The 20,818-nt window shown below is 27.9% G+C and carries 22 protein-coding genes; 14 read left to right on the forward strand and 8 right to left on the reverse strand.

What is annotated here, in order from left to right; translation table 11 throughout:
• The first annotated feature begins 7 nt into the window (after positions 1–7).
• Entirely contained in the window at positions 8–568 is a 561-nt protein-coding gene (nadD, locus tag ACYQ44_RS05340; protein ID WP_459995768.1) for a nicotinate (nicotinamide) nucleotide adenylyltransferase, read from the forward strand.
• Positions 569–607: 39 nt separating this feature from the next.
• On the opposite strand, the gene ACYQ44_RS05345 is transcribed toward nadD, so the two are convergent.
• Complete coding sequence (locus ACYQ44_RS05345; RefSeq protein ID WP_459995770.1) at positions 608–1,381, reverse strand: TIGR00266 family protein; 774 nt, start codon at positions 1,379–1,381, stop codon at positions 608–610.
• A gap of 201 nt (positions 1,382–1,582) precedes the next feature.
• Here ACYQ44_RS05345 and ACYQ44_RS05350 point away from each other — a divergent pair, with 201 nt between their 5' ends.
• The 3 genes from ACYQ44_RS05350 (at position 1,583) to sfsA (ending at position 3,965) form a co-directional block, all read left to right on the forward strand.
• Positions 1,583–2,311 carry a 4Fe-4S binding protein gene (locus ACYQ44_RS05350; RefSeq protein WP_459995771.1) on the forward strand — a complete coding sequence of 243 codons (729 nt, stop codon included), beginning with the start codon at positions 1,583–1,585 and terminating at the stop codon, positions 2,309–2,311.
• 23 nt (positions 2,312–2,334) lie between these two features.
• A complete protein-coding gene (locus tag ACYQ44_RS05355) occupies positions 2,335–3,186 on the forward strand; it encodes a hypothetical protein (RefSeq protein WP_459995772.1) in 852 nt (283 codons plus the stop codon).
• Positions 3,187–3,299: 113 nt separating this feature from the next.
• Positions 3,300–3,965, forward strand: coding sequence for a DNA/RNA nuclease SfsA (gene sfsA / locus ACYQ44_RS05360; protein WP_459995773.1), 666 nt, complete (start codon positions 3,300–3,302; stop codon positions 3,963–3,965).
• Here sfsA and ACYQ44_RS05365 read toward each other — a convergent pair.
• The 7 genes from ACYQ44_RS05365 to ACYQ44_RS05395 all read right to left on the reverse strand — a co-directional run bounded on the left by ACYQ44_RS05365 (position 3,958) and on the right by ACYQ44_RS05395 (position 10,502).
• Positions 3,958–4,398: an SRPBCC family protein gene (locus ACYQ44_RS05365; RefSeq protein ID WP_459995774.1), complete on the reverse strand. Its 441-nt coding sequence runs from the start codon at positions 4,396–4,398 to the stop codon at positions 3,958–3,960. The two genes, sfsA and ACYQ44_RS05365, sit on opposite strands and share 8 nt — an antisense overlap.
• Before the next feature lie 360 nt (positions 4,399–4,758).
• Positions 4,759–5,508 (reverse strand): hypothetical protein, encoded by a 750-nt coding sequence (locus ACYQ44_RS05370; protein ID WP_459995775.1) that lies wholly within the window; start codon positions 5,506–5,508, stop codon positions 4,759–4,761.
• A 113-nt stretch (positions 5,509–5,621) separates the two neighbouring features.
• A complete protein-coding gene (pruA, locus tag ACYQ44_RS05375; protein WP_459995777.1) occupies positions 5,622–7,241 on the reverse strand; it encodes an L-glutamate gamma-semialdehyde dehydrogenase in 1,620 nt (539 codons plus the stop codon).
• A 17-nt stretch (positions 7,242–7,258) separates the two neighbouring features.
• Positions 7,259–8,398 (reverse strand): NAD(P)/FAD-dependent oxidoreductase, encoded by a 1,140-nt coding sequence (locus ACYQ44_RS05380; RefSeq protein ID WP_459995778.1) that lies wholly within the window; start codon positions 8,396–8,398, stop codon positions 7,259–7,261.
• Positions 8,388–8,666, reverse strand: coding sequence for a (2Fe-2S)-binding protein (locus ACYQ44_RS05385; RefSeq protein ID WP_459995780.1), 279 nt, complete (start codon positions 8,664–8,666; stop codon positions 8,388–8,390). The genes ACYQ44_RS05380 and ACYQ44_RS05385 overlap by 11 nt, the downstream gene beginning before the upstream one ends.
• Positions 8,666–10,201, reverse strand: a complete 1,536-nt coding sequence (locus tag ACYQ44_RS05390) for an FAD-dependent oxidoreductase (protein ID WP_459995782.1) — start codon at positions 10,199–10,201, stop codon at positions 8,666–8,668. The genes ACYQ44_RS05385 and ACYQ44_RS05390 overlap by 1 nt, the downstream gene beginning before the upstream one ends.
• Positions 10,188–10,502, reverse strand: a complete 315-nt coding sequence (locus tag ACYQ44_RS05395; RefSeq protein WP_459995783.1) for a (2Fe-2S)-binding protein — start codon at positions 10,500–10,502, stop codon at positions 10,188–10,190. The genes ACYQ44_RS05390 and ACYQ44_RS05395 overlap by 14 nt, the downstream gene beginning before the upstream one ends.
• A 240-nt stretch (positions 10,503–10,742) precedes the next feature.
• Between ACYQ44_RS05395 and ACYQ44_RS05400 the strand changes: the two genes are divergently transcribed.
• From ACYQ44_RS05400 to ACYQ44_RS05445, 10 genes are all read left to right on the forward strand, one after another.
• Positions 10,743–11,336, forward strand: coding sequence for an HD domain-containing protein (locus ACYQ44_RS05400; protein WP_459995785.1), 594 nt, complete (start codon positions 10,743–10,745; stop codon positions 11,334–11,336).
• On the forward strand, positions 11,320–11,817 hold the full coding sequence (locus tag ACYQ44_RS05405; protein WP_459995787.1) for a 3H domain-containing protein: 498 nt from the start codon (positions 11,320–11,322) through the stop codon (positions 11,815–11,817). The genes ACYQ44_RS05400 and ACYQ44_RS05405 overlap by 17 nt, the downstream gene beginning before the upstream one ends.
• A 21-nt stretch (positions 11,818–11,838) precedes the next feature.
• On the forward strand, positions 11,839–12,864 hold the full coding sequence (gene ltaE, locus ACYQ44_RS05410) for a low-specificity L-threonine aldolase (protein ID WP_459995788.1): 1,026 nt from the start codon (positions 11,839–11,841) through the stop codon (positions 12,862–12,864).
• A gap of 26 nt (positions 12,865–12,890) precedes the next feature.
• Positions 12,891–14,399, forward strand: coding sequence for a YifB family Mg chelatase-like AAA ATPase (locus ACYQ44_RS05415; protein WP_459995789.1), 1,509 nt, complete (start codon positions 12,891–12,893; stop codon positions 14,397–14,399).
• A gap of 52 nt (positions 14,400–14,451) precedes the next feature.
• On the forward strand, positions 14,452–15,492 hold the full coding sequence (locus ACYQ44_RS05420; RefSeq protein ID WP_459995790.1) for a GNAT family N-acetyltransferase: 1,041 nt from the start codon (positions 14,452–14,454) through the stop codon (positions 15,490–15,492).
• 296 nt (positions 15,493–15,788) lie between these two features.
• Complete coding sequence (locus ACYQ44_RS05425) at positions 15,789–16,295, forward strand: NADH-quinone oxidoreductase subunit NuoE family protein (RefSeq protein WP_459995791.1); 507 nt, start codon at positions 15,789–15,791, stop codon at positions 16,293–16,295.
• A gap of 11 nt (positions 16,296–16,306) precedes the next feature.
• Entirely contained in the window at positions 16,307–16,705 is a 399-nt protein-coding gene (locus tag ACYQ44_RS05430) for a (2Fe-2S) ferredoxin domain-containing protein (protein ID WP_459995793.1), read from the forward strand.
• 13 nt (positions 16,706–16,718) lie between these two features.
• Positions 16,719–18,509, forward strand: coding sequence for an NADH-quinone oxidoreductase subunit NuoF (nuoF, locus tag ACYQ44_RS05435; RefSeq protein WP_459995795.1), 1,791 nt, complete (start codon positions 16,719–16,721; stop codon positions 18,507–18,509).
• Between the two features lie 15 nt (positions 18,510–18,524).
• Positions 18,525–20,258: an NADH-dependent [FeFe] hydrogenase, group A6 gene (locus tag ACYQ44_RS05440; protein WP_459995797.1), complete on the forward strand. Its 1,734-nt coding sequence runs from the start codon at positions 18,525–18,527 to the stop codon at positions 20,256–20,258.
• A 57-nt stretch (positions 20,259–20,315) separates the two neighbouring features.
• Positions 20,316–20,741 (forward strand): hypothetical protein, encoded by a 426-nt coding sequence (locus ACYQ44_RS05445; RefSeq protein ID WP_459995798.1) that lies wholly within the window; start codon positions 20,316–20,318, stop codon positions 20,739–20,741.
• The last annotated feature ends 77 nt before the right edge of the window (positions 20,742–20,818 follow it).

Here is a 20,818-nt window from a genome sequence, read left to right on the forward strand (position 1 = left end):
TGATATTATGATAGTAATTTTTGGTGGCTCATTTAACCCTCCGCATATAGGACATAGAATAATTGCTGAATATGCGTATGAATATTTAAAACCATCAAAGTTTTTAATTATTCCTGCAGTAATTCCTCCTCATAAGTTGGAGGAAAAAGATATTGCTGAATATGAATTAAGATTAAAATGGTGTAAAAAAACATTTCCTAAAGAAAGATTTATTGTTTCTGACATAGAAAAAAAATTACCCATTCCTTCGTACACTTATCAAACAATAAAATTTATAAAAAGTAAGTATAATGAAGAAATATATTTGTTAATAGGGGAAGATTCTCTTATTAATTTTCATACATGGTATAAATGGAAAGAATTATTGGAGGAAGTTACATTAGTAGTATATAAAAGATATTCAGAAAAACTAAAATTCGAAAATTATAACTTACCACATATATTTTTAAATTCACCATTAATAGAAATATCCTCAACAGAAATAAGAAACAGAATAAAAAAGAATTTAAATATATATGGTATGGTAAATGATGAAATAGTTGATGAGATAAAGAACACCTATAGATAATTGTTCTATAGGTGTTCTTTTTTTAAAATAGTAATATCTTTACCATTTGTTATCTCCGCCTAATAATCCACCTAAAATATTTCCTCCAATACCATCAATCCCTTTTGTTTCACCCTTATTTGAAAATCTGGATGCTGAATATATCCTATCAGCTAATCTAGAAAATGGAAGACTTTGTAAGTAAACGATACCTGGTCCTGTAACTTTAGTTAAAAACATTCCTTCACCACCAAAAAGAGCATTTTTAAATCCACCAATGAATTGAATATCATAATCAACTGTGTTAGAAAACCCAACAATACATCCTGTATCAACTTTTAAAGATTCTCCGGGTAAAAGTTGTTTTTCTATAATCATACCTCCTGCATGGATAAAGGCTAAACCATCTCCTACAAGTCTTTCTAAAATAAATCCTTCACCACCAAATAAACCTGCGCCAATTTTTTTAGTAAATGCTATTTCAATTTCAATCCCTACAGCGGAACATAAATAACTATCTTTTTGACAAATAAATTCCCCACCAAATTTTTTTAAATCTATAGGGATAACCTTTCCAGGATATGGAGCTCCAAAAGCTACATGTTTTTTATTATGACCAGTATTAATAAAATTTGTTATAAAAAAACTTTCTCCAACAAACATTCTTTTTAAACCTTTGAAAAAACCTCCACCTGTGTGTGTTTGCATTTCAATATCATTTTCCATATACATCATCGCGCCAGCCTCTGCTCTAACTCCTTCGCCAGGATCAAGTTTAATTTCTACTAGTTGCATGTCATCTCCTATAATTTTGTAGTCAATTATATCAGCCATGAAAACCCTCCTTATTTTTCTTTATAATGTTAAATTTATACTATAAATACATAATTATAACATAATTTAATTAAAAAATTTTTATAAAAAATATTTTTTTGCTTCTCATATGCATAAATTTTTAGATATACAGTATATTTTTAAGTATTTTTTAAGGAATGCAATGTATAATCTACTCAATTACGATAAGGAGGTGGTAAAATGAAGAAAGTGCGTTCTTTGCAAAAATTTTGGCTTTTTGTACAAATAATTTTTGTAGCGTTTGTTATTTATGTAAGTATAGGACATTATCTTGTTGAAAACAATCCTGGATTAGAGCTATTTGGAGTTGCAAGTCTACATACATTGTGCCCATATGGTGGAGTTGTGAATCTTTATACGTTTTTCTCAACAGGTGATTATGTAAGTAAATTACATCAATCTGTGTTTATTATGTTGTTTGCCTTATTTGGATTGTTATTATTTACAGGATCTTCTTTTTGTGGATGGATATGTCCTTTGGGATCTGTTCAAGAATGGTTTGGAAAATTAGGAAAGAAACTATTTAAAGATAAATATAATAAAGTTCCAGTTAAAGTTGATAGGGTTTTAAGATATTTAAAATATTTTGTTTTAGCAGTAATAATTATACAAACTGCAAGAACGAGTAAATTGATTTTTGAACCTTATGATCCATACTATAATCTTTTTAATATATGGACTGATGAAATTGCTATTACAGGTTATATATCAGTTCTATTAACCCTTGGATTTTCCTTATTTATTGAAAGACCATTTTGTAGATATGCATGTCCTTTAGGTGCTATAAATGGATTATTTAATTCTTTTAGTATATTAAATATTAAAAGAAGAAAAGATACATGTATAAATTGTTCTTTATGTGATAGATCATGTCCTTTAGGTATAGTTGTATCAGAAAAAATGCAATAAATAGTCCGCAATGTATAAGATGTATGAAATGTGTTGAGGCATGCCCAGTAAATGATCCTGGAAAATTAACATTAAAAGTAAGACCAATAATATCAAAACCTGAAAAAAGCAAAAAAACAATTAATAATTGGGTATATGTATTTACTGTACTTGTAATATTTTTAGGTGTAATATTAGTTGCAAATGTTACTGGTAATTTTATTACAGAAAGAATAAAAACATATAATAGTATAAGTGATATAAGAGGTTCTTCAACATTACAAGAAATTATAGATAATTATCCTGTTTCTAAAGAAGAGTTATACAAAGCCTTTGATATACCAAGAACAATAATAACAACCGCAAAATTAAAAGATTTATCTGAGATGATAGGGCTGGATGAAGAATTAGAGGTAGTTTCACCGGAAAGTATCAGAATATTTATAGAATATATAGACAGAAATATTTTAGAATTTGTCAATTATTTAGGAAAGGATTTTGAAGCAATTGAAGAATTAAAAACTATTGAAGGAATAGAGAAAATGACTGTTAGAGATATAGTAAAACAATCAAAACCTGGATTTATAGCATATATGATTAGTGGGTATTGGCCAACTCAGAATGAATCAACTGAAAGTTCAAATATTTCAAATATAGCTACGGAAATTCATGAAGAAACTATTAATGAAGAGGATCATAATACTACAGAATTTGTTGTTAGAGGCAAAACTACTTTGAAAGAAATAAAAGATAATATTGATGACTTTAATGCATTTTTAAAAGAATTCAATATTTCTGAAAATGAAAACTTGAATATTGAATTAAAAGATTTAACTGAGAAATATGAAATATATATGGGGGATATTAAAACATATATTGAAAATCATCTAAAATAACTATCATATCCAATCCCTTTTTAAAAGGGATTGGATATGATATAATTACTTGATATAATTTAAATTTAGAATTTTTTTATATTTGTTCTAAAAAAATAATTTATGGTGATAATATGAAAATTATTGAAATTAATGATACACAAAAAGGTATATTCTTAGAAAGAACAAACAGATACTTGGCAAAAATAAAAATTAATAATCAAATAGAAGATGTGCATATTCATGATCCAGGAAGGTTAAAAGAATTATTATATAAAAATAATGAGGTACTAATTAAAAAAGTTAATAATTTAAAAAGAAAAACAAAATATGATTTAATTGCAGCTAAAAAAAATGATGATTACGTTCTTATAAATTCTATGTATCATAGATATATTGCTGAAAAAATATTAAAGAAAAAATATAAGAACATAAGAGCAGAAGTTAAATACAAAAACAGCAGAATAGATTTTTTGATAGATGATAACCTTTGGATAGAAATAAAAGGTTGCACTTTATCGGAAAATAATGTAGCAAAATTCCCTGATGCTCCTACTAAAAGAGGTTTAAAACATTTACATGAGTTAATTGAATTAAAAGAAGAAGGATATAAATCACATATATATTTTTTAATATTTTCAAAAGCAAAATATTTTTCTCCTAATTACGAAACTGATATAGAATTTTCGCTAAAATTGGAGGAAGCATACCAAAAGGGTGTAAAAATATTTCCTTTATTATTTTCGTACGAAAACAATTTTATTATTTATAAAAAGAAGCTTCCAATAATGTTTAAATAAGAATTAAATTTTTTTCTATATACGCTTTAGCCAAAGTAATCATTTCACCCCAGCCTTTGGCACATGCATATTTTATTGTTAATTCATCCATTGAAAATATTTGAGTATAATCTAATATTTTTATCCATGTTCCATTTTCACCTTCAGAAAAATCCATTTCTACTTTACTTCTATATCCATTTTCATATTCATACCACCAAAATGAAATTTTCTTTTTTTCAATTAATTCTATAATATAACCATTGTCTTCAACAACTTCTCCAAATGTCAATCTTTCCCATCTGAAATAAATTTTCCCATTTTTTTTTAATTCCATATTCATACCATCAGTAAACCATGGATCCCAACCTTTTTCATTAATAAAAGTATTCCAAACCTTTCTTATTGGGTTTTTTATAATTTCAATAATTTCTATGGGGGGTGCATTCATCATATTTACCTCCTAAAAAATTTTATATAAACTGTAGGACATATGAAAATTATACCATATGTTATATATTTAAAAATATTTAATAAGAAATATTTCTATAACTTTTTTAGGAGTTTATAGTAATTAAGATATAATTCAATATATATAATTAATATGAACAAATTTAGAATATATAAAAATTACTTAGTAGAAGAATTAAAAATAACGGGGGTCATCCCGTTATTTTATTCCTAAATATTTTAATATTTTTTCATTCTCTAGTTTTAATCCCCAATCCTTTTCTAAAATTTTTTCAAAAATAGCTTTTCCATTTTCAAATTCAAGGTTTTCAATAAATTTTTTATATATTTCAGGAGTAATTTTTTACATTCTTTCTAAGTCTTCAAATTTGAAAGAAGTATTTTTAATATTTATTGGGTCAAACATACATTTTTGAGGCATTAATGGGCATACGATCTTTTCACGTTCCTTACCAAATTCAAACATCATATTACATTTTTGACAGTAATATTTTCCTATATTCATTTCTCCAAAAATATTAATAAAATCTATTATTATGTTTTTTCTTATTTTTAGGATTTTCTTTAAATAATTAATTCCATCATTTGCTATATTTTTTAAAATTATTTTATCATGCCAAATTTTTTCTGGATCCATTATAATAAATGCTATATCATTTTCATTTATTCTTTGAGCTGTTTCACAACCGGATAATAATAATATAAAACTTTTTAAAGTTTGTATAGGTTGATTTAAATAATTTATGTTCCAATCATTTAAAAATTCTAAAAATGATTTTGCAAATTTTTCTCCTAAATCATTTGATGACGTTATCACATTTACCATAAATTTTTGTGGTAATTTTGGATAATACAATCCAAACTTTTCAATTGCTTCTGGAAATTCTGCAGACAAGTTTTCAATAGCAATAGGTGTATTAATACACATATTTGTCATATAAGGACATTTTGGTTCGTCCAATCTAAAAAATTTTTTACATGTAGCACACCAATATCTTCCTGAATTAGAAATCATTCCTTGGGGTAAATTTGATAGTTTTTCTTGTATCATTCTCATTTTAGACATTCGGTTATCCATATTATTTTTATCCATCCAGATCCTCCCTATATAGGTAGTTTGTATATTACAAAATTTCAATATTACAATATTTTAAAATAAATATATCTATTTTATTTTTCATAAAATAACTCCAGGTAACCCTGGAGTTATTCCATAAATGGATAGGTATAATTTTCTGGTGGATTGAAATTCTCTTTAATAGATCTTGCTGATGTCCATCTTAGTAAATTTAAATAACTGCCAGCTTTATCATTTGTCCCTGAGCCTCTTGAACCGCCAAATGGTTGTTGATCAACAACCGCTCCAGTAGGTTTGTCATTAATATAAAAATTTCCTGCAGCATGTACAAGAATTTTTTCTGCTTTTCTAATGGCTTCTCTATCTTGAGCAAATATAGCTCCTGTTAATCCATATGGAGATGTAGAGTCACATAATTTTAAAATATGATCATATTTATCATCATCATAAATATATATTGTTAAAACAGGACCAAATATTTCTTCTTCCATAGTTTTAAAATGAGGGTCGTCAGTTAATATTATTGTTGGTTTTATAAAATAACCAACAGAATCATCGTATTCTCCACCAGCTAATATTTGAGCATTTTCTCTAGCATATTCAATATATCCAGTAATTTTTTTATAAGCAGGTTTATCAATAACAGCATTAATAAAATTGGAAAAATCAATCGGGCTTCCCATTTTTAAATTATTAGTAGTTTCTATAAGATCTTCTTTAATATCTTCCCAAACTATTTTTGAAATGTATGCTCTGGAAGCAGCAGAGCATTTTTGACCTTGATATTCAAAAGCACCTCTGATTAAAGCAGTTATAAGTGCATTTCTATTTGCTGTTGAATGAGCTATAACAAAATCCTTTCCTCCTGTTTCACCTACAATTCTAGGATATGAATTATAATTATCTATATTTTTTCCAATACTTTTCCACATAGAATTAAAAGTGTTGACTGACCCAGTAAAATGTACTCCACCAAAATTAGGATTTGAAAAAATAATTTCTCCTACTTTTGATCCTGGACCTGGAATAAAGTTTATAACTCCATCTGGTAATCCGGCTTCTTGCAATAATTTCATTATATGATAAGCAGTATAAACTGCTGAAGATGCTGGTTTCCATAGCACTACATTACCCATTATTGCAGGAGCAGTAGGTAAATTTCCAGAGATTGAAGCAAAATTAAAGGGTGGAACAGCAAATATAAATCCATCTAAAGATCTATATTCCATTCTATTTAAAACCCCTTTTGAAGATTGAGGTTGTTCTGTATAAATTTTAGTGGCATAATATGAATTAAATCTAAAGAAATCAATTAATTCACATGCAGAATCTATTTCAGCTTGAAATACATTTTTTCCTAAATCAAGCATAGCTGCAGCGTTTAATGTACTTCTCCAAGTAGTAGATAATAATTCTGCAGCTTTTAAAAATATTGATATTCTATCAATATATGAATAGTTTTCCCATATTTTTTTTGCTTTTAAAGCACTTTCAATAGCCATTTCAATTTCTTTTTCACCAGCTATGTGATAATGAGCCAATACATGATTATGATCATGTGGTATTATACATTTTCCTAAATTTCCTGTTTTTATTTCTTTTCCTCCTATAATTAGTGGAATTTCTAATTCTTTTGAAGATAATTCATTTAATTTTTCTTTTAATTCTTCTCTTTCTATTGTACCTGGAGCATAAGATAATATTGGTTCATTTTTTGGTCTTTCCATTATAAAAATACTATTAAACATATCAAAATTCCCTCCTTTTAAACAACTGATGGTTCTTTTATAATCTCGTTACGTTCAAATCTACCTATATCAAGGATAACATTCCATGTTAATTTATTTCCTAATATAATATCTTTCATTAAAATACCTACTGCAGGAGCTAGCATAAATCCATGCCCACTAAAACCAATTGCCATATAAAAGCCTTCAATTAAGTTACAAGCACTAACTATAGGTTGATGATCAGGAGACATATTATAATAACCAGCCCATTGCCTAATAACTCTTAAATTTCTTGTTGGCGGTAATAAATTAGTAACTTTTTTAGCCATGTTTTCTAAAAATTGCCATGTGCTATTAGTGCTTGTTGAATGATCTTTAGGACCATATCCCATAATAAATGAACCATGAGGAGTTTGTTGACAATATATATTATATGAAAAAGACATCACCATTGGACCAAGTATTTCATTAACTGGTTCAGTTGCAAGTATTTCATGTCTTTCGGAAAAAACAGGCAAATTAATACCTATCATTTTACCTATTTTGCCGGACCAACCTCCAGCAGCATTGACTACTTTTTCTGTTTCTATAAATCCGCGATTAGTATATACTCCTTTTATTTTCCCCCCTTTTAGAAGTATGTCTAAAACTTCAACACCTTTATTTATTTCAACACCCAAATTTTCTGCGGCCTTTGCATAAGCCAAAGTAGTTAAAAATGGATTAGCGTGTCCATCTTTCTCATAATATGTAGCTCCCAATAATTTTTCGGTATTTAAAAACGGGACAATTTTTTTGGCTTCCTTAGATGTTAATAACTTTGATTTTATACCTAAAGAATTCTGCAATTTAACATTTTTTTTGAATTGAGACAATTCTTTTTCTGTAAACGCTAGTAAAAGATACCCTTTTTGCTTAAATTCAATATCAATATCAACACTTAACTCATCTTTTATGTTTTCAAAAATTTTTACACTTTCTTTTGCTAAAATGCAATTTTGTCTTGTTCCCCATTGTTGTCTAACTCCTGCACCGCATCTACCTGTAGCACCATAAGTTAAGTATTTTTTCTCTAATAATACTATATTTTTAACTCCTGCTTTTGCAAGATTATATGCTATCGAAACTCCTGTTATTCCTCCGCCTATAATAACAACAGATGCTTTATTTTTCATCCTTTTCACCTACAATTTCCTTGAAAAAAATTCCACCAAAGGGGGGTCTATTATGAGGATAATATACTTTGTCAATGTTTTTCCCTGTTATTTTAGATATTTCTCTTGCGATTAGTGGGCCACAAGTTTTTCCTTGACAAGGTCCCATACCAGCTCTAGTTAATCTTTTTATTTCTTCAACTGAAGTAAATCCTTGCTTTATTAAGTCTTTAATTTCTTTCAAAGTTATGTCTTCACATCTACATACAATAATTTTACTTTCATCCATTATCTCACCACCTTTATGTGGCGTGAATGCTTAAGATTTTTATTTGAAACTTTAATCTCTACTAAATTTGTTTTATCTTTCATTTTTTTAACATTTAATACTATATTTTTTTCTAATACATTACCTTTTCTGTCAAGTATTTCAACAAACTCATTTTTTTCTGGAATTGGATAAAATTCATATGGAAGTAAAATACTCTCTTTTTCTTTATCTACAACAAAAATAGCTAATCCAGGGCATACAGCAACACAGTTGCCACATCCTATACATTTATCATAATCCAGTTTTGGAATAGTGTTTAAATTATCCATTGTAATTGCTTTCGTAGGGCAACTTGAAACACAAGGATTGCAAGGAATTTTTTGAAAACATTCAATGACAGCAAATTTATTTTTTTTAGTATTATATAAATTGTCAATTTTTTCATCTTCAGGTACACCTGTTTTATGTAATTGACCTAATTCTTCTGGTTTATCAACAATTAAATTTTTATATAAATTTAATTTTTTTAATCCATTTACCACTTTTGAAGATGTTTTCCTTAATTCATTCAATTTCTCTTTAATATAGTTTATTTTATTATCGAATTTATTTGTTATTTCGTATGAGGCGTATAAACCTGCTAATTCGCCCTCTAACATCGCTGCAGTTGCTTCTTCTATTCCTGCAACATCACCTGCTACAAAGATATTATCAACAGTAGTTTTTAGATTTTCATTTCTGATAGGAACAAGTCCTCCTAGTTCGGAAATATATTTCATTTCACATTTTGTTTGGTTGATAATATCCGAGAGAGGCATTAAGCCTGTAGCTAGACATATAGCATCACAAGTTATTTCTTTCTTTTCATGAGTTATAATATTTTCTATAATTGCACCTTCAACTTTTTTAGTCCCTATAGCTTTTGTTATAGCATGATGTGTATATATAGGAATTCCTAATCTTCTAACTTTAGATGCATGTACTAAATATCCTCCTATTTTTTCAGAGATTTCTACTATTCCTTTAACTTTTACGCCAGCTTGAGCTAATTGATAAGAAACTATTAACCCTATATTTCCAGAACCTATCATTAATATTTCCTTAGCAGGTAGTATTCCATATACATTCATTAGTGTTTGAACAGCCCCTGCCCCAAATATTCCAGGTAAGTCATTATTTTCAAAAGATAAAGATTTTTCAAAAGCTCCAGTAGCAATAATTATTTTTTTAGGGGAAAATTTTTTCATTTTTCCATTAACTAATGCTGTTACTACACCATCTTCATAATAACCCATAACCATAGAATTTAAGTATAAATCAATATTTTTATTATTTTTGACTTCATTAATTAGTTTATTTGCAATATATATTCCTCTTATGCCAGCTGACTCATCTTTTGATCCAAAAAATTTATGAGTTTGTTTAATCAACTGACCTCCTAAACTCTCTTTTTCTTCAAACAGAGAGATATTTAAGTTGTGTTTGGAAGCAGCTAAAGCAGCACTTATACCAGCAGGTCCACCACCTATTATTAAAATATCATACTTTTTCAATCAAATCACCCTTTGGATTTTGTTTTTTAACTATCATTCCTGCTTTTAAAGGTGTTACACAGATTCTTACGTTAGGTATGCCGTTTACAGTCATTAAACAAGATGAACAATGTCCTATTGCACAAAATATCCCTCTTGGACGACCGGTTTTTAATCCGTTTCTATAATTCCAAATTCCAAGAGCATGTAAAGCAGCTGCGATAGTTTCGCCTTCATATCCCCATACTTCTTCATTCTCAAATAAAAATTTTACTTTTTTACCTTTTTTAAACTCTAAAATAGGATGTTTTTGAATTCTCAAATTATCCCCCCCATGAAAAAAAGTTTCATTAACATTATACAACTTTCTTTAATAAAATGAAACATAAATATATTATAAAAAAAGTAAATTTTACGAATTATTTAATTGTAATCTTTAATAAATAATAATTTTTAAATTTGATAATAAAAATTAATATTATAAATTTTATTACTATATTTAATTGATTTGATTTATGTAAAATGATATAATTACATTAATTCAATTAGTGGAGGATTAAAAATGATAAAAACTACTGAATATATAAATATAATTTATAACTATGTAATAGCAAATGTATTTGATGAAACCCATGATTTGGGACATATTTTAAGAGTAACAAATTATGCTGAAAAAATAGCTATAGAAGAAAATGCTGATATAGAAGTTGTTGTAATATCTGCATTATTACATGATATTGCAAGACATGATGAATTAATAGGTAAAATTGATGATCATGCTTTAGAAGGAGCAAAGATAGCAGAAAGATATTTAATTAGTATCGGATTTCCAAAGTATAAAGAAGTTTCATATTGTATTAAAAATCATAGATTTAGTAAGGGAATTATACCAAAAACATTAGAAGCTAAAATTCTTCAAGATGCGGATAGATTAGACGCTTTAGGTTATATAGGAATAGCAAGGGTTTTTATGCATAAAAGTGGGGGTGGAATTGAAGAAAGAATTGCTCATTTCCATAAAAAAATTCTTAAATTAAAAGATTTTATGCATACCAAAACAGGGAAAAAAATAGCTATCGAAAAACATAAAATTGTAACAAGTTTTCTTAACGGATTAAAAGAAGAAATTGAGGGATATTATGGAGAAAAAAGATAAAATTTTTAAAATTTTAGAACAATCTAATTATCCTATAAAAGGGAAAGATTTAGCAAAAAGAATTGGTGTAAGTCGTCAAATGATTATTCAATATATATCAAAATTAAAATCTGAAGGTTATAAAATAATTTCCACAAGAGATGGATATATATTAGAAAAAAAAGAAGGTTTGCAAAAAATGATAGCAGTCAAGCATAATTCAAATGAAATTGAGGATGAATTGATTTCAATTGTAAAAGCTGGTGGAAAAGTATTGGATGTAATTGTTGAACATCCAATTTATGGTGAAATTAAAGGAAGAATAGATGTTAAAACAGAAGAAGATATTATTAAATTTATAAGTTTATTAAAAACTACAAATGCAACACCATTATTAGAATTGTCTGATGGCATTCATATTCATACTATAGAGGTAAAAGATGAAGAAACATTTGATAAAGTTAAAAAATCTATTAAAAAATATTTGATTTTAGAATATTAATTATATGAATGGGGGATTATTATGAAATTTATTGATTTAAGAAGTGATACAGTAACACAACCAACAGAAGAAATGCGTAAAGCTATGTGTGAAGCTGAGGTTGGGGATGATGTATATGGTGATGATCCAACAGTAAGGAAACTCGAAATACTGGCTGCTAATATTTTAGGTAAAGAGGATGCTTTATTTGTACCTAGTGGAACTTTTGGTAATCAATTAGCCCTTTTTACTCATTGTAATAAGGGAGACGAAGTTATTTTAGGTGATGATTCACATATAGTTCAACATGAAGCAGGAGCAGCTTCGGTAATTGCGGGTGTTCAGTTAAGAACTATTAATTCTGATCATGATAAACTTGATCCAATTGAAGTTGAAAAAAAGATTAGAAAATTTGAAGATATACATTATCCAAAAACTGGATTAATTGCATTGGAAAATGCTCATTCAAATGGACGAGCTATTCCTTTAAATAATTTTGAAAAAATTAAAAAAATATCTGATAAGTATAATGTACCTATTCATCTAGACGGAGCTAGAATTTTTAATGCATCTGTTGCATTAGGTGTGGATCCAAAAGAAATTGCTAAATATGCGGATTCAATAAGTTTTTGTTTATCGAAAGGATTATGTGCCCCTGTTGGATCAGTTTTAGTTGGAACAAATGATTTTATTAAAAATGCAAGAAAAAAAAGAAAAATAATGGGTGGAGGATTAAGACAAGCTGGTATTTTAGCAGCAGCTGGTATTATTGCTTTAGAAAAGATGAGGTTTAGATTAAAAGATGATCATGAAAATGCCAAGTATTTAGAAAAAAGATTATTAGAATTTGATTTTATAGAAATTGTTGAAAATGTAGAGATAAACATGGTTTTTTTTAGGATAAATAAGGATTTTAATGATGAGGACTTTGTTTTGTTTTTGGAAAAAAACGGAATTAAAATTAATCCGCCTGATGATAATGTATATAGATTTGTTACTCATTATTGGATAAAAAAATCCGATATTGATAAAACTATAGAAATAATAAGAAAGTATTTTAACACTTAATTCAAAGATTGATAAGGGGGATTGTGGTGAAATATTCAAAAGTAAACAGTGCATATGTATCAGGTTTTGAAGTAAAACCTATAATTGTTGAAGTTGATATAAATTCAAAAGCTACGCAACAAATTTTTAAAATAGTAGGTATGCCTAATACAGCTATTTTAGAAAGTCAAAAAAGAGTTTACAGTGCTATTAGAAATTCGGGTTTTTCTTTTCCAAATGGTAATGTAACTGTAAATTTAGCACCAAGTAATATAAAAAAACAAGGAACACATTTTGATTTACCAATAGCTATTTCCATCTTAATTGCGTCTAAACAAATATCTTATAGAGTAGATGATTATTATATTTTTGGTGAAATAGGATTAAATGGGGAAATAAGGGGAATTCCTGGAATAACTTTACTATTACTTGATATAGCTAATAAAAATAAAAATGCAAAATTTATAATACCAAAAGAAAATGAAGAGGAAGCAATATTTATAGAAAATAATGAAGTATTTGTAATAGAAAAATTAAAAGAAATTATTAAAATTTTTAATTTTGAAGAAAACAAAAATTATAAAGCAAATCCTAATAAAGACTTTTATGAAGAAAAAGAAGATCAATTAGATTTTTCAGAAATAAAAGGTCAGTTTTTTGCCAAAAGGGCAGCAGAAATTGCAGCAGCGGGTTTTCATAATTTATTAATGACTGGAACTCCTGGTTCTGGGAAAACAATGATAGCAAGAAGAATACCATCAATTCTTCCAGAAATGACTCGTGAAGAAATTATAGAATCTACAAAAATTTATTCTATATATGGTTATTTAAATAAAATTATTAATAAAAGACCATTTAGATCTCCTCATCATTCGGCTTCTACAGCTTCTATAATAGGTGGTGGAAGTGATTCTAAACCAGGTGAAGTAAGTTTAGCAAATAATGGTGTTTTATTTTTAGATGAATTTCCGGAATTTAGAACAGATGTAATAGAAGCGTTAAGACAACCTATGGAAGATGGTATAGTCACAATATCAAGGGCAAAATTAATAGCTACTTATCCAGCAAAATTTATGTTGATTGCAGCTCAAAATCCTTGTCCGTGTGGGTTTTATGGTGATTCTGAACATGAGTGTACATGCTCTTTAAATCAAATTTCCAATTATAATAAAAAAATATCTGGTCCGATTAGTGATCGAATAGATATAAAAATAAATGTACCTAGAGTAAAATTAGATGAAATGTTTGATAATGTTCAGGGAGAAAAATCTGAAAAAATAAAAGAAAGAGTAAAAGGTGCAAGTTTATTACAAATAAAAAGGCAAGGTAAATTAAATGGTAAACTTTCGCAAAAAGAAGTGAAAAAATATATCTTTTTAGATGAAAAAGTTGAAGAATTTTTAAAAACTGGTGCGAAAAAATTTAAAATGACAGGTCGGGGTATTAATAGAATTTTAAAAGTTTCAAGAACAATAGCTGATTTGAAAGCTCATTCTAAAATTGAAATTGAAGATATTGCTGAAGCATTTCAATTCAGGGGGGATACATATTTATAAAAATAGTTATGGTGATTTATTTTTTAAAATCTCAACAGAAGAAGATTTTGTGATGATATTAAATCAGATAAAAATGCTTCCGAAAAGATATGTTTATTTCTTTTCGGAAGTGAAAAATGAAATGTTTTATATGAATGATATAGGTAGTTTGTATATAATGCAGGGGAAAAAAAATAAATCTCCGAAGAAAACATTTTTAAATTTTAATATAAATAATTTATTGATATATAAGATTTTAAAATTAATAAAAAAAGCCCTTATACCTTTTACAATCTGGGATTTACTAAATTTTTATAAAAAAAATTATACTATAAGATATTTGAAGCAAAACAATGAAATTTTAGCTTTATATATATTAAAAAATAACATAGTAGAATTTGTTTTTCTTGAGAATGAAAATTTAAATTTAATATCTCAATTACTTAATGATATATCTTTTTTTGTTAATGAAGATTATATGATAAATGTATTCTCAGATCAAAAGAATGTATTTAATTTTTTATTAAATAATAAATTTATAAAAATGAAAAAATTTAATATTTATAAATTGAATGGTTATGGAATATATATAACAGAACCTCAAAAAAATGATTCCTCTGATTTAGTAAATTTTTATGAAGAAATTTTTGAAAATTCAAATACATTAGCTACTCAATTAAAAGAATTTAATAGAACGGTAAAAGATTTCGAAAGTATTATTAATTTATCTAAAAATTTATTTGGGTTAAGAATTTTAGTAGCTAAATATGAAAATAAAATTATAGGTAATTGTGACATACATTGGAATATTCACAGAGAAAGACTTAAAAAAACTGCTAAACTAGGAGTTAGTGTTTTGGAAGATTTTAGAAACAAAGGGATTGCCACAACTTTGATAAAAAACCATATTTCATGGTGTATTGAAACTCCAGTCATTCATAGATTGGAGTTGGAGGTATTTTCTAATAATCCTCATGCAATATCTTTATATGAAAAATTAGGATTCATAAAAGAAGGAACAAGAAAAGAGGCTGCATATATAGATTCAAATTATTATGATATAATATTTATGGGATATATAACAGAACCTGAAAAAATTTTTTTTAATATGTAAATTTCTATATCCGATTATTAATTTTTTATTAACTTAAAGGTTATTTAAAAAAGTTATTTCATATAAAGTTAATAATCTTTTTTCTAGAATGTTATATTTCATATCTTAACTTAAATTAAGTTATTGTATAATCTATATGAAGTTAAATTTGTTTATTTTCTTTGTTAATTTGTGAAAAAAGTGTCTAATTTGGACAAAAATTATCCTTTTTAAATTTTCAATTTGTAAAAAAAATATCTATATATTTAATATATATAAAAAATGTATATATATAATTTTTTTAAGGAGGGAATGGAATGTCCGTAGAACTTGAAAGTAAAATCAAGCAGGTAGAAGAATATATTGATTCCTTGAACTTGAAAGATAAAGACAAAATAACTAAAAGAAGTTATTTAATTCATGTTTTGCATAAGGCACAAGATATAATAGGTTATTTGCCTATTGAGGTTCAAAAAGTAATAGCTAAAAAATTAGATGTTCATGCTTCAGATGTTTATGGTGTTGTAACATTTTATAACTTTTTTACTATGAAACCTAAAGGAAAATATCCTATTAATGTTTGTTTAGGTACAGCATGTTATGTTAGAGGATCAGGGGATATATTAGAAGAATTCAAAAAACAATTAGGAATAAAAGAAAATGAAACAACAGAAGATGGTTTATTTAGTATTCATGCTGTAAGATGTGTTGGAGCATGTGGATTAGCACCAGTTGTTATGATAGGTGAAGAAGTACATGGAAGGTTAACATCAAAAGATGTAAAGAGATTGATAAAAGAATATAGAGAAAAGGAAAATGATTAAGGAGGGGTACTATGCCTAAAATTAGAAGTTTAGAAGATTTATTAAAACAAAAAGAGGCTGCTAAAAGTAAATTATCCTTAAGAAAAATTGCTGAAAATGATAATATAATCACCTTAAGAGTAGCTATGGGAACTTGTGGAATAGCTGCAGGTGCAAAAGAAACATTCGACAGATTATTAGAATCAATAGAAGAAAAAGGGATTGAAAATATTAGAGTAATTCAAACTGGATGTATGGGATATTGTCATGCTGAACCAACTGTTGAAGTTGTTGAACCTGGAAAAGAGCCAGTTTTATATGGGAAAATTAATGGCGAAAAAGCTATAGAATTGATAGAAAAACATATTTTAAATGGTGAATTATTACAAGATTCGATTATTGGAGAAACACATAAATCAATTAATGATTAAGGAGGGAATTGAAATGTCATCATATAAATATCATGTTTTGATATGTGGTGGTACAGGTTGTACCTCTTCAAAAAGTGAGTTGATTAAAGAGAATTTAGAACATAGTTTAAAAGAAAAAGGTTTGGATAACGAAGTTCAAGTAGTAAGAACAGGTTGTTTTGGATTTTGTGAACAAGGACCAATTGTCAAATTCTTGCCAGATAATACATTTTATGTAAAAGTAACACCAGAAGATGTTGAAGAATTAGTGAATGAACATATTATAAAAGGTAGAAAAGTTGAAAGATTATTATATATTGAACCAACAGAAAAAGAAAAGATTGGTGAATCTAAAAAAATGCCTTTTTATAAAAAGCAAATCAGGGTTGCATTAAGAAATGCAGGTTTAATTAACCCTGATGATATAGATGAATATATAGCTAATGATGGATACCAAGCATTGGCAAAAGCATTATCAATGACTCCTGAAAAAGTTGTTGAAGAAATGAAAGAATCCGGTCTAAGAGGAAGAGGTGGTGGAGGATTTCCTACAGGCTTAAAATGGGCTTTTGCACAAAAAGCAGTTGGTGATACTAAATACGTTGTATGTAATGCTGATGAAGGTGATCCAGGTGCATTTATGGATAGATCAGTATTAGAAGGTGATCCGCATTCAGTTATAGAAGGAATGGCAATTGCAGCATATGCTATTGGAGCAAATCAAGGATATGTATACATAAGAGCAGAATATCCTTTAGCTGTTAAAAGGTTGCAAAACGCTATAAAACAAGCTAAAGAATATGGATTATTAGGTAATAATATTTTTGGAACAGATTTTTCATTTGATTTAGAAATAAGATTGGGTGCAGGTGCATTTGTTTGTGGTGAAGAAACAGCTTTATTAGCTTCAATTGAAGGATATAGGGGAGAGCCTAGAACGAAACCTCCTTTCCCAGCAAATAAAGGATTATGGGGGAAACCTACAATTATTAATAACGTAGAAACTTTTGCTAATGTTGCACCTATTATATTAAAAGGAGCAAAATGGTTTAGAAGCTTAGGAACTGAAAAATCCCCTGGAACTAAAGTGTTCGCTTTAGCAGGTAAAATTAATAATGTTGGTCTCGTAGAAGTTCCTATGGGAACAACATTAAGAGAAGTAATTTTTGATATTGGTGGTGGAATAAGAGGTAATAAAAAATTTAAAGCTGTACAAACCGGGGGTCCTTCAGGTGGGTGTATTCCTGCAGAGTATTTGGATACTCCAATAGATTTTGATACATTAACAGCATTGGGTTCTATGATGGGATCTGGTGGAATGATAGTAATGGATGAGAACACTTGTATGCCTGATGTTGCTAAATTTTATTTAGAGTTTTCTGTTGAAGAATCTTGTGGAAAATGTACACCATGTAGAATTGGTAATGTTAGACTTTTGGAAATACTAGATAAAATAACTTCAGGTAGAGCAACATTAGAAGATTTAGAAAGGATGCAAACATTAGGAAAAACTATAAAAGATTCTGCGCTATGTGGTTTAGGACAAACATCACCTAATCCTATTTTATCTACAATGCATTATTTTAAAGATGAATATGAAGCACACGTACTCGATAAAACATGTCCTGCTGGAGTATGTAAGAATTTAATTACTTATAAAATAGATAAGGAAAAATGTGTAGGATGTACTGCTTGTGCAAGAGTATGTCCAGTTGAAGCAATTAGTGGTTCAATTAAAAATCCTCACGAAATTGATCAAGAAGTATGTATTAAATGTGGCGCTTGTTATGCTACATGTAGATTTGGCGCTATAGAAAAGATATAGGGAGGAGGAAGGAATATGCCAAAAATTACTATAAATTGTAAAGAAGTTGAAGTGCCTGAAAATTACACTATTTTAGATGCTGTAAAATCTATAGGTGGATATGTACCAACTTTATGTTATATGAAATTAGATGATATAGGAATTGAAAATAAACCTGCTTCATGTAGAGTTTGTATGGTTGAAGTAGAAGGAAGAAGAAATTTGGCTCCAGCATGTGCTACCCCAGTTTCAGAAGGATTAGTTGTTAAAACTCATTCCAGAAGAGCTATTCAAGCTAGAAGAACTGCAGTACAATTATTGTTATCTGATCATCCACAAGATTGTTTGAAATGTCCAAAAAATGGAGAATGCGAATTACAAGATTTAGCTTCTGAATTAAATATTCATAATAATCCATATTTTGGAAAAATGTCTTTACATAAAAAAGATATTTCTGCAGCTATAATTAGAGATCCAAATAAATGTGTTATGTGTAGAAGATGTGAAACTATGTGTAATGAATTCCAAACTGTAGGTGTTTTATCAGCTGTAGATAGAGGATTTAATGCTGTAGTAAAACCAACATTTGACTGGACATTGGAAAGTACAGCATGTACATTTTGTGGTCAATGTGTTGCAGTATGTCCTACAGGAGCATTAGTTGAAAGATCCTATATTGATCAAGTATGGGATGCAATTGAAGATCCTAAAAAACACGTTGTTGTCCAAACAGCACCTGCAGTAAGGGTTGCAATAGGTGAAGAGTTTGGCTATGAACCTGGAACAATATCCACAGGCAAATTAGTTTCAGCTTTAAGAGTATTGGGATTTGATAAAATATTTGATACAAATTTTGCAGCAGACTTAACTATTATGGAAGAAGCATATGAATTTAAAGAAAGATTAGAAAATGGTGGATATATGCCAATGTTAACTAGTTGTTGCCCTGGTTGGGTAAAATTTCTAGAACATCAATTCCCTGAACTTTTAGAAATGCCTTCTTCAGCTAAATCACCACAACAAATGTTTGGTGCTGTAGCAAAAACATATTATGCTCAAAAAGCTGGAATTGATCCTAAAGATATTGTTGTTGTATCAATAATGCCTTGTTTGGCTAAAAAGTATGAAGCAAATAGAGAAGAATTAAGAGATTCTGGATACCAAGATGTTGATTATGTTATTACAACAAGAGAGTTAGCTGATATGATTAGAGAATCTGGGATTAATTTCCAAAACCTTCCAGATGGTGAATATGATAATCCTTTGGGAGAATCAACTGGTGCTGCTGATATTTTCGGTAGAACTGGTGGTGTTGCTGAAGCTGCTTTGAGGACTGCATATGAATGGATTACTGGTGAAGAATTAGGGAATGTTGATTTTGAAGCAGTAAGAGGATATGAAGGGGTTAGAATTGCTGAAGTTGATATAAAAGGAACAAAAATAAAAGTAGGTGTAGCTCACGGATTAGGTAATGTTAGAAAATTATTAGAAGATATAAGAGCTGGAAAAACTGAAGTTCACATGATTGAAGTTATGGCATGTCCAGGAGGTTGTGTCGGTGGTGGCGGACAACCTTATCATCATGGTGATTTTAATGTGATCAAAAGAAGAACAGAAGCAATAAATAAAATCGATAGAAATAAACCAATTAGAAAATCACATGAAAATCCATCTATTAAGAGAATATACGATGAGTTCCTTGGAAAACCTAATAGTGAAAAAGCTCATCACTTATTGCATACAGAGTACTTTGAAAGAGAATGGTTGTGATATAATAAAAGCGGGGATACCCCGCTTTTATTTATACTTTTATAAAGGAGGAGTTTTATGTATACCTACGGATTAATTCTTGTTGCTAATGACACTGATCAAGCTTATGAATTAGCTTCAAAATATGCAAAACGTTATGGAAATCATAATATATCTTCATGTATTAATTATTTAGAAGAAAAAAAGATGTTTGAAGATACTGTCAATGATTTGATAATTATGTATGAAAATTTAAAAGAAGCATCTAAAAATATGATAAATCGGTTTGAAAATAAAGTCTCTGAAGATGATTTTATTTTAAATCAATTAAAAGAAAATATGAAAAGATATGAAAATGGTAATTATGCTTATCCTGAAGAATGGAAACTTGTATTTCATGATGGAAAAGATTTTGTACATATTGATAATTATAAATACTTTGATGATATTAAAAGCAACAATGATTTGAAAAATTTATATTTATTAATAGTGGATATTTTTTAATAAAAATATATTTAAATTTGCTTTTCGATTTGTTGACTTTTTAAATAATATTTTATATAATAATATATATATTTTTT

Source organism: Marinitoga arctica (assembly GCF_054657315.1).

Bases quoted from the DNA above. Each gene is read 5' to 3' on its own strand.
- sfsA (WP_459995773.1), top strand. From the start codon at position 3,300: ATGAAAATTATTGAAATTAATGATACACAAAAAGGTATATTCTTAGAA.
- ACYQ44_RS05430 (WP_459995793.1), top strand. From the start codon at position 16,307: ATGCCTAAAATTAGAAGTTTAGAAGATTTATTAAAACAAAAAGAGGCT.
- ACYQ44_RS05345 (WP_459995770.1), bottom strand. From the start codon at position 1,381: ATGGCTGATATAATTGACTACAAAATTATAGGAGATGACATGCAACTA.
- ACYQ44_RS05405 (WP_459995787.1), top strand. From the start codon at position 11,320: ATGGAGAAAAAAGATAAAATTTTTAAAATTTTAGAACAATCTAATTAT.
- nadD (WP_459995768.1), top strand. From the start codon at position 8: ATGATAGTAATTTTTGGTGGCTCATTTAACCCTCCGCATATAGGACAT.
- ACYQ44_RS05400 (WP_459995785.1), top strand. From the start codon at position 10,743: ATGATAAAAACTACTGAATATATAAATATAATTTATAACTATGTAATA.
- ACYQ44_RS05370 (WP_459995775.1), bottom strand. From the start codon at position 5,508: ATGGATAAAAATAATATGGATAACCGAATGTCTAAAATGAGAATGATA.
- ACYQ44_RS05380 (WP_459995778.1), bottom strand. From the start codon at position 8,398: ATGAAAAATAAAGCATCTGTTGTTATTATAGGCGGAGGAATAACAGGA.
- ACYQ44_RS05445 (WP_459995798.1), top strand. From the start codon at position 20,316: ATGTATACCTACGGATTAATTCTTGTTGCTAATGACACTGATCAAGCT.
- ACYQ44_RS05420 (WP_459995790.1), top strand. From the start codon at position 14,452: ATGATATTAAATCAGATAAAAATGCTTCCGAAAAGATATGTTTATTTC.
- ACYQ44_RS05355 (WP_459995772.1), top strand. From the start codon at position 2,335: ATGAAATGTGTTGAGGCATGCCCAGTAAATGATCCTGGAAAATTAACA.
- ACYQ44_RS05385 (WP_459995780.1), bottom strand. From the start codon at position 8,666: ATGGATGAAAGTAAAATTATTGTATGTAGATGTGAAGACATAACTTTG.
- ACYQ44_RS05350 (WP_459995771.1), top strand. From the start codon at position 1,583: ATGAAGAAAGTGCGTTCTTTGCAAAAATTTTGGCTTTTTGTACAAATA.
- ACYQ44_RS05365 (WP_459995774.1), bottom strand. From the start codon at position 4,398: ATGATGAATGCACCCCCCATAGAAATTATTGAAATTATAAAAAACCCA.
- nuoF (WP_459995795.1), top strand. From the start codon at position 16,719: ATGTCATCATATAAATATCATGTTTTGATATGTGGTGGTACAGGTTGT.
- ACYQ44_RS05425 (WP_459995791.1), top strand. From the start codon at position 15,789: ATGTCCGTAGAACTTGAAAGTAAAATCAAGCAGGTAGAAGAATATATT.
- ACYQ44_RS05440 (WP_459995797.1), top strand. From the start codon at position 18,525: ATGCCAAAAATTACTATAAATTGTAAAGAAGTTGAAGTGCCTGAAAAT.
- pruA (WP_459995777.1), bottom strand. From the start codon at position 7,241: ATGTTTAATAGTATTTTTATAATGGAAAGACCAAAAAATGAACCAATA.
- ltaE (WP_459995788.1), top strand. From the start codon at position 11,839: ATGAAATTTATTGATTTAAGAAGTGATACAGTAACACAACCAACAGAA.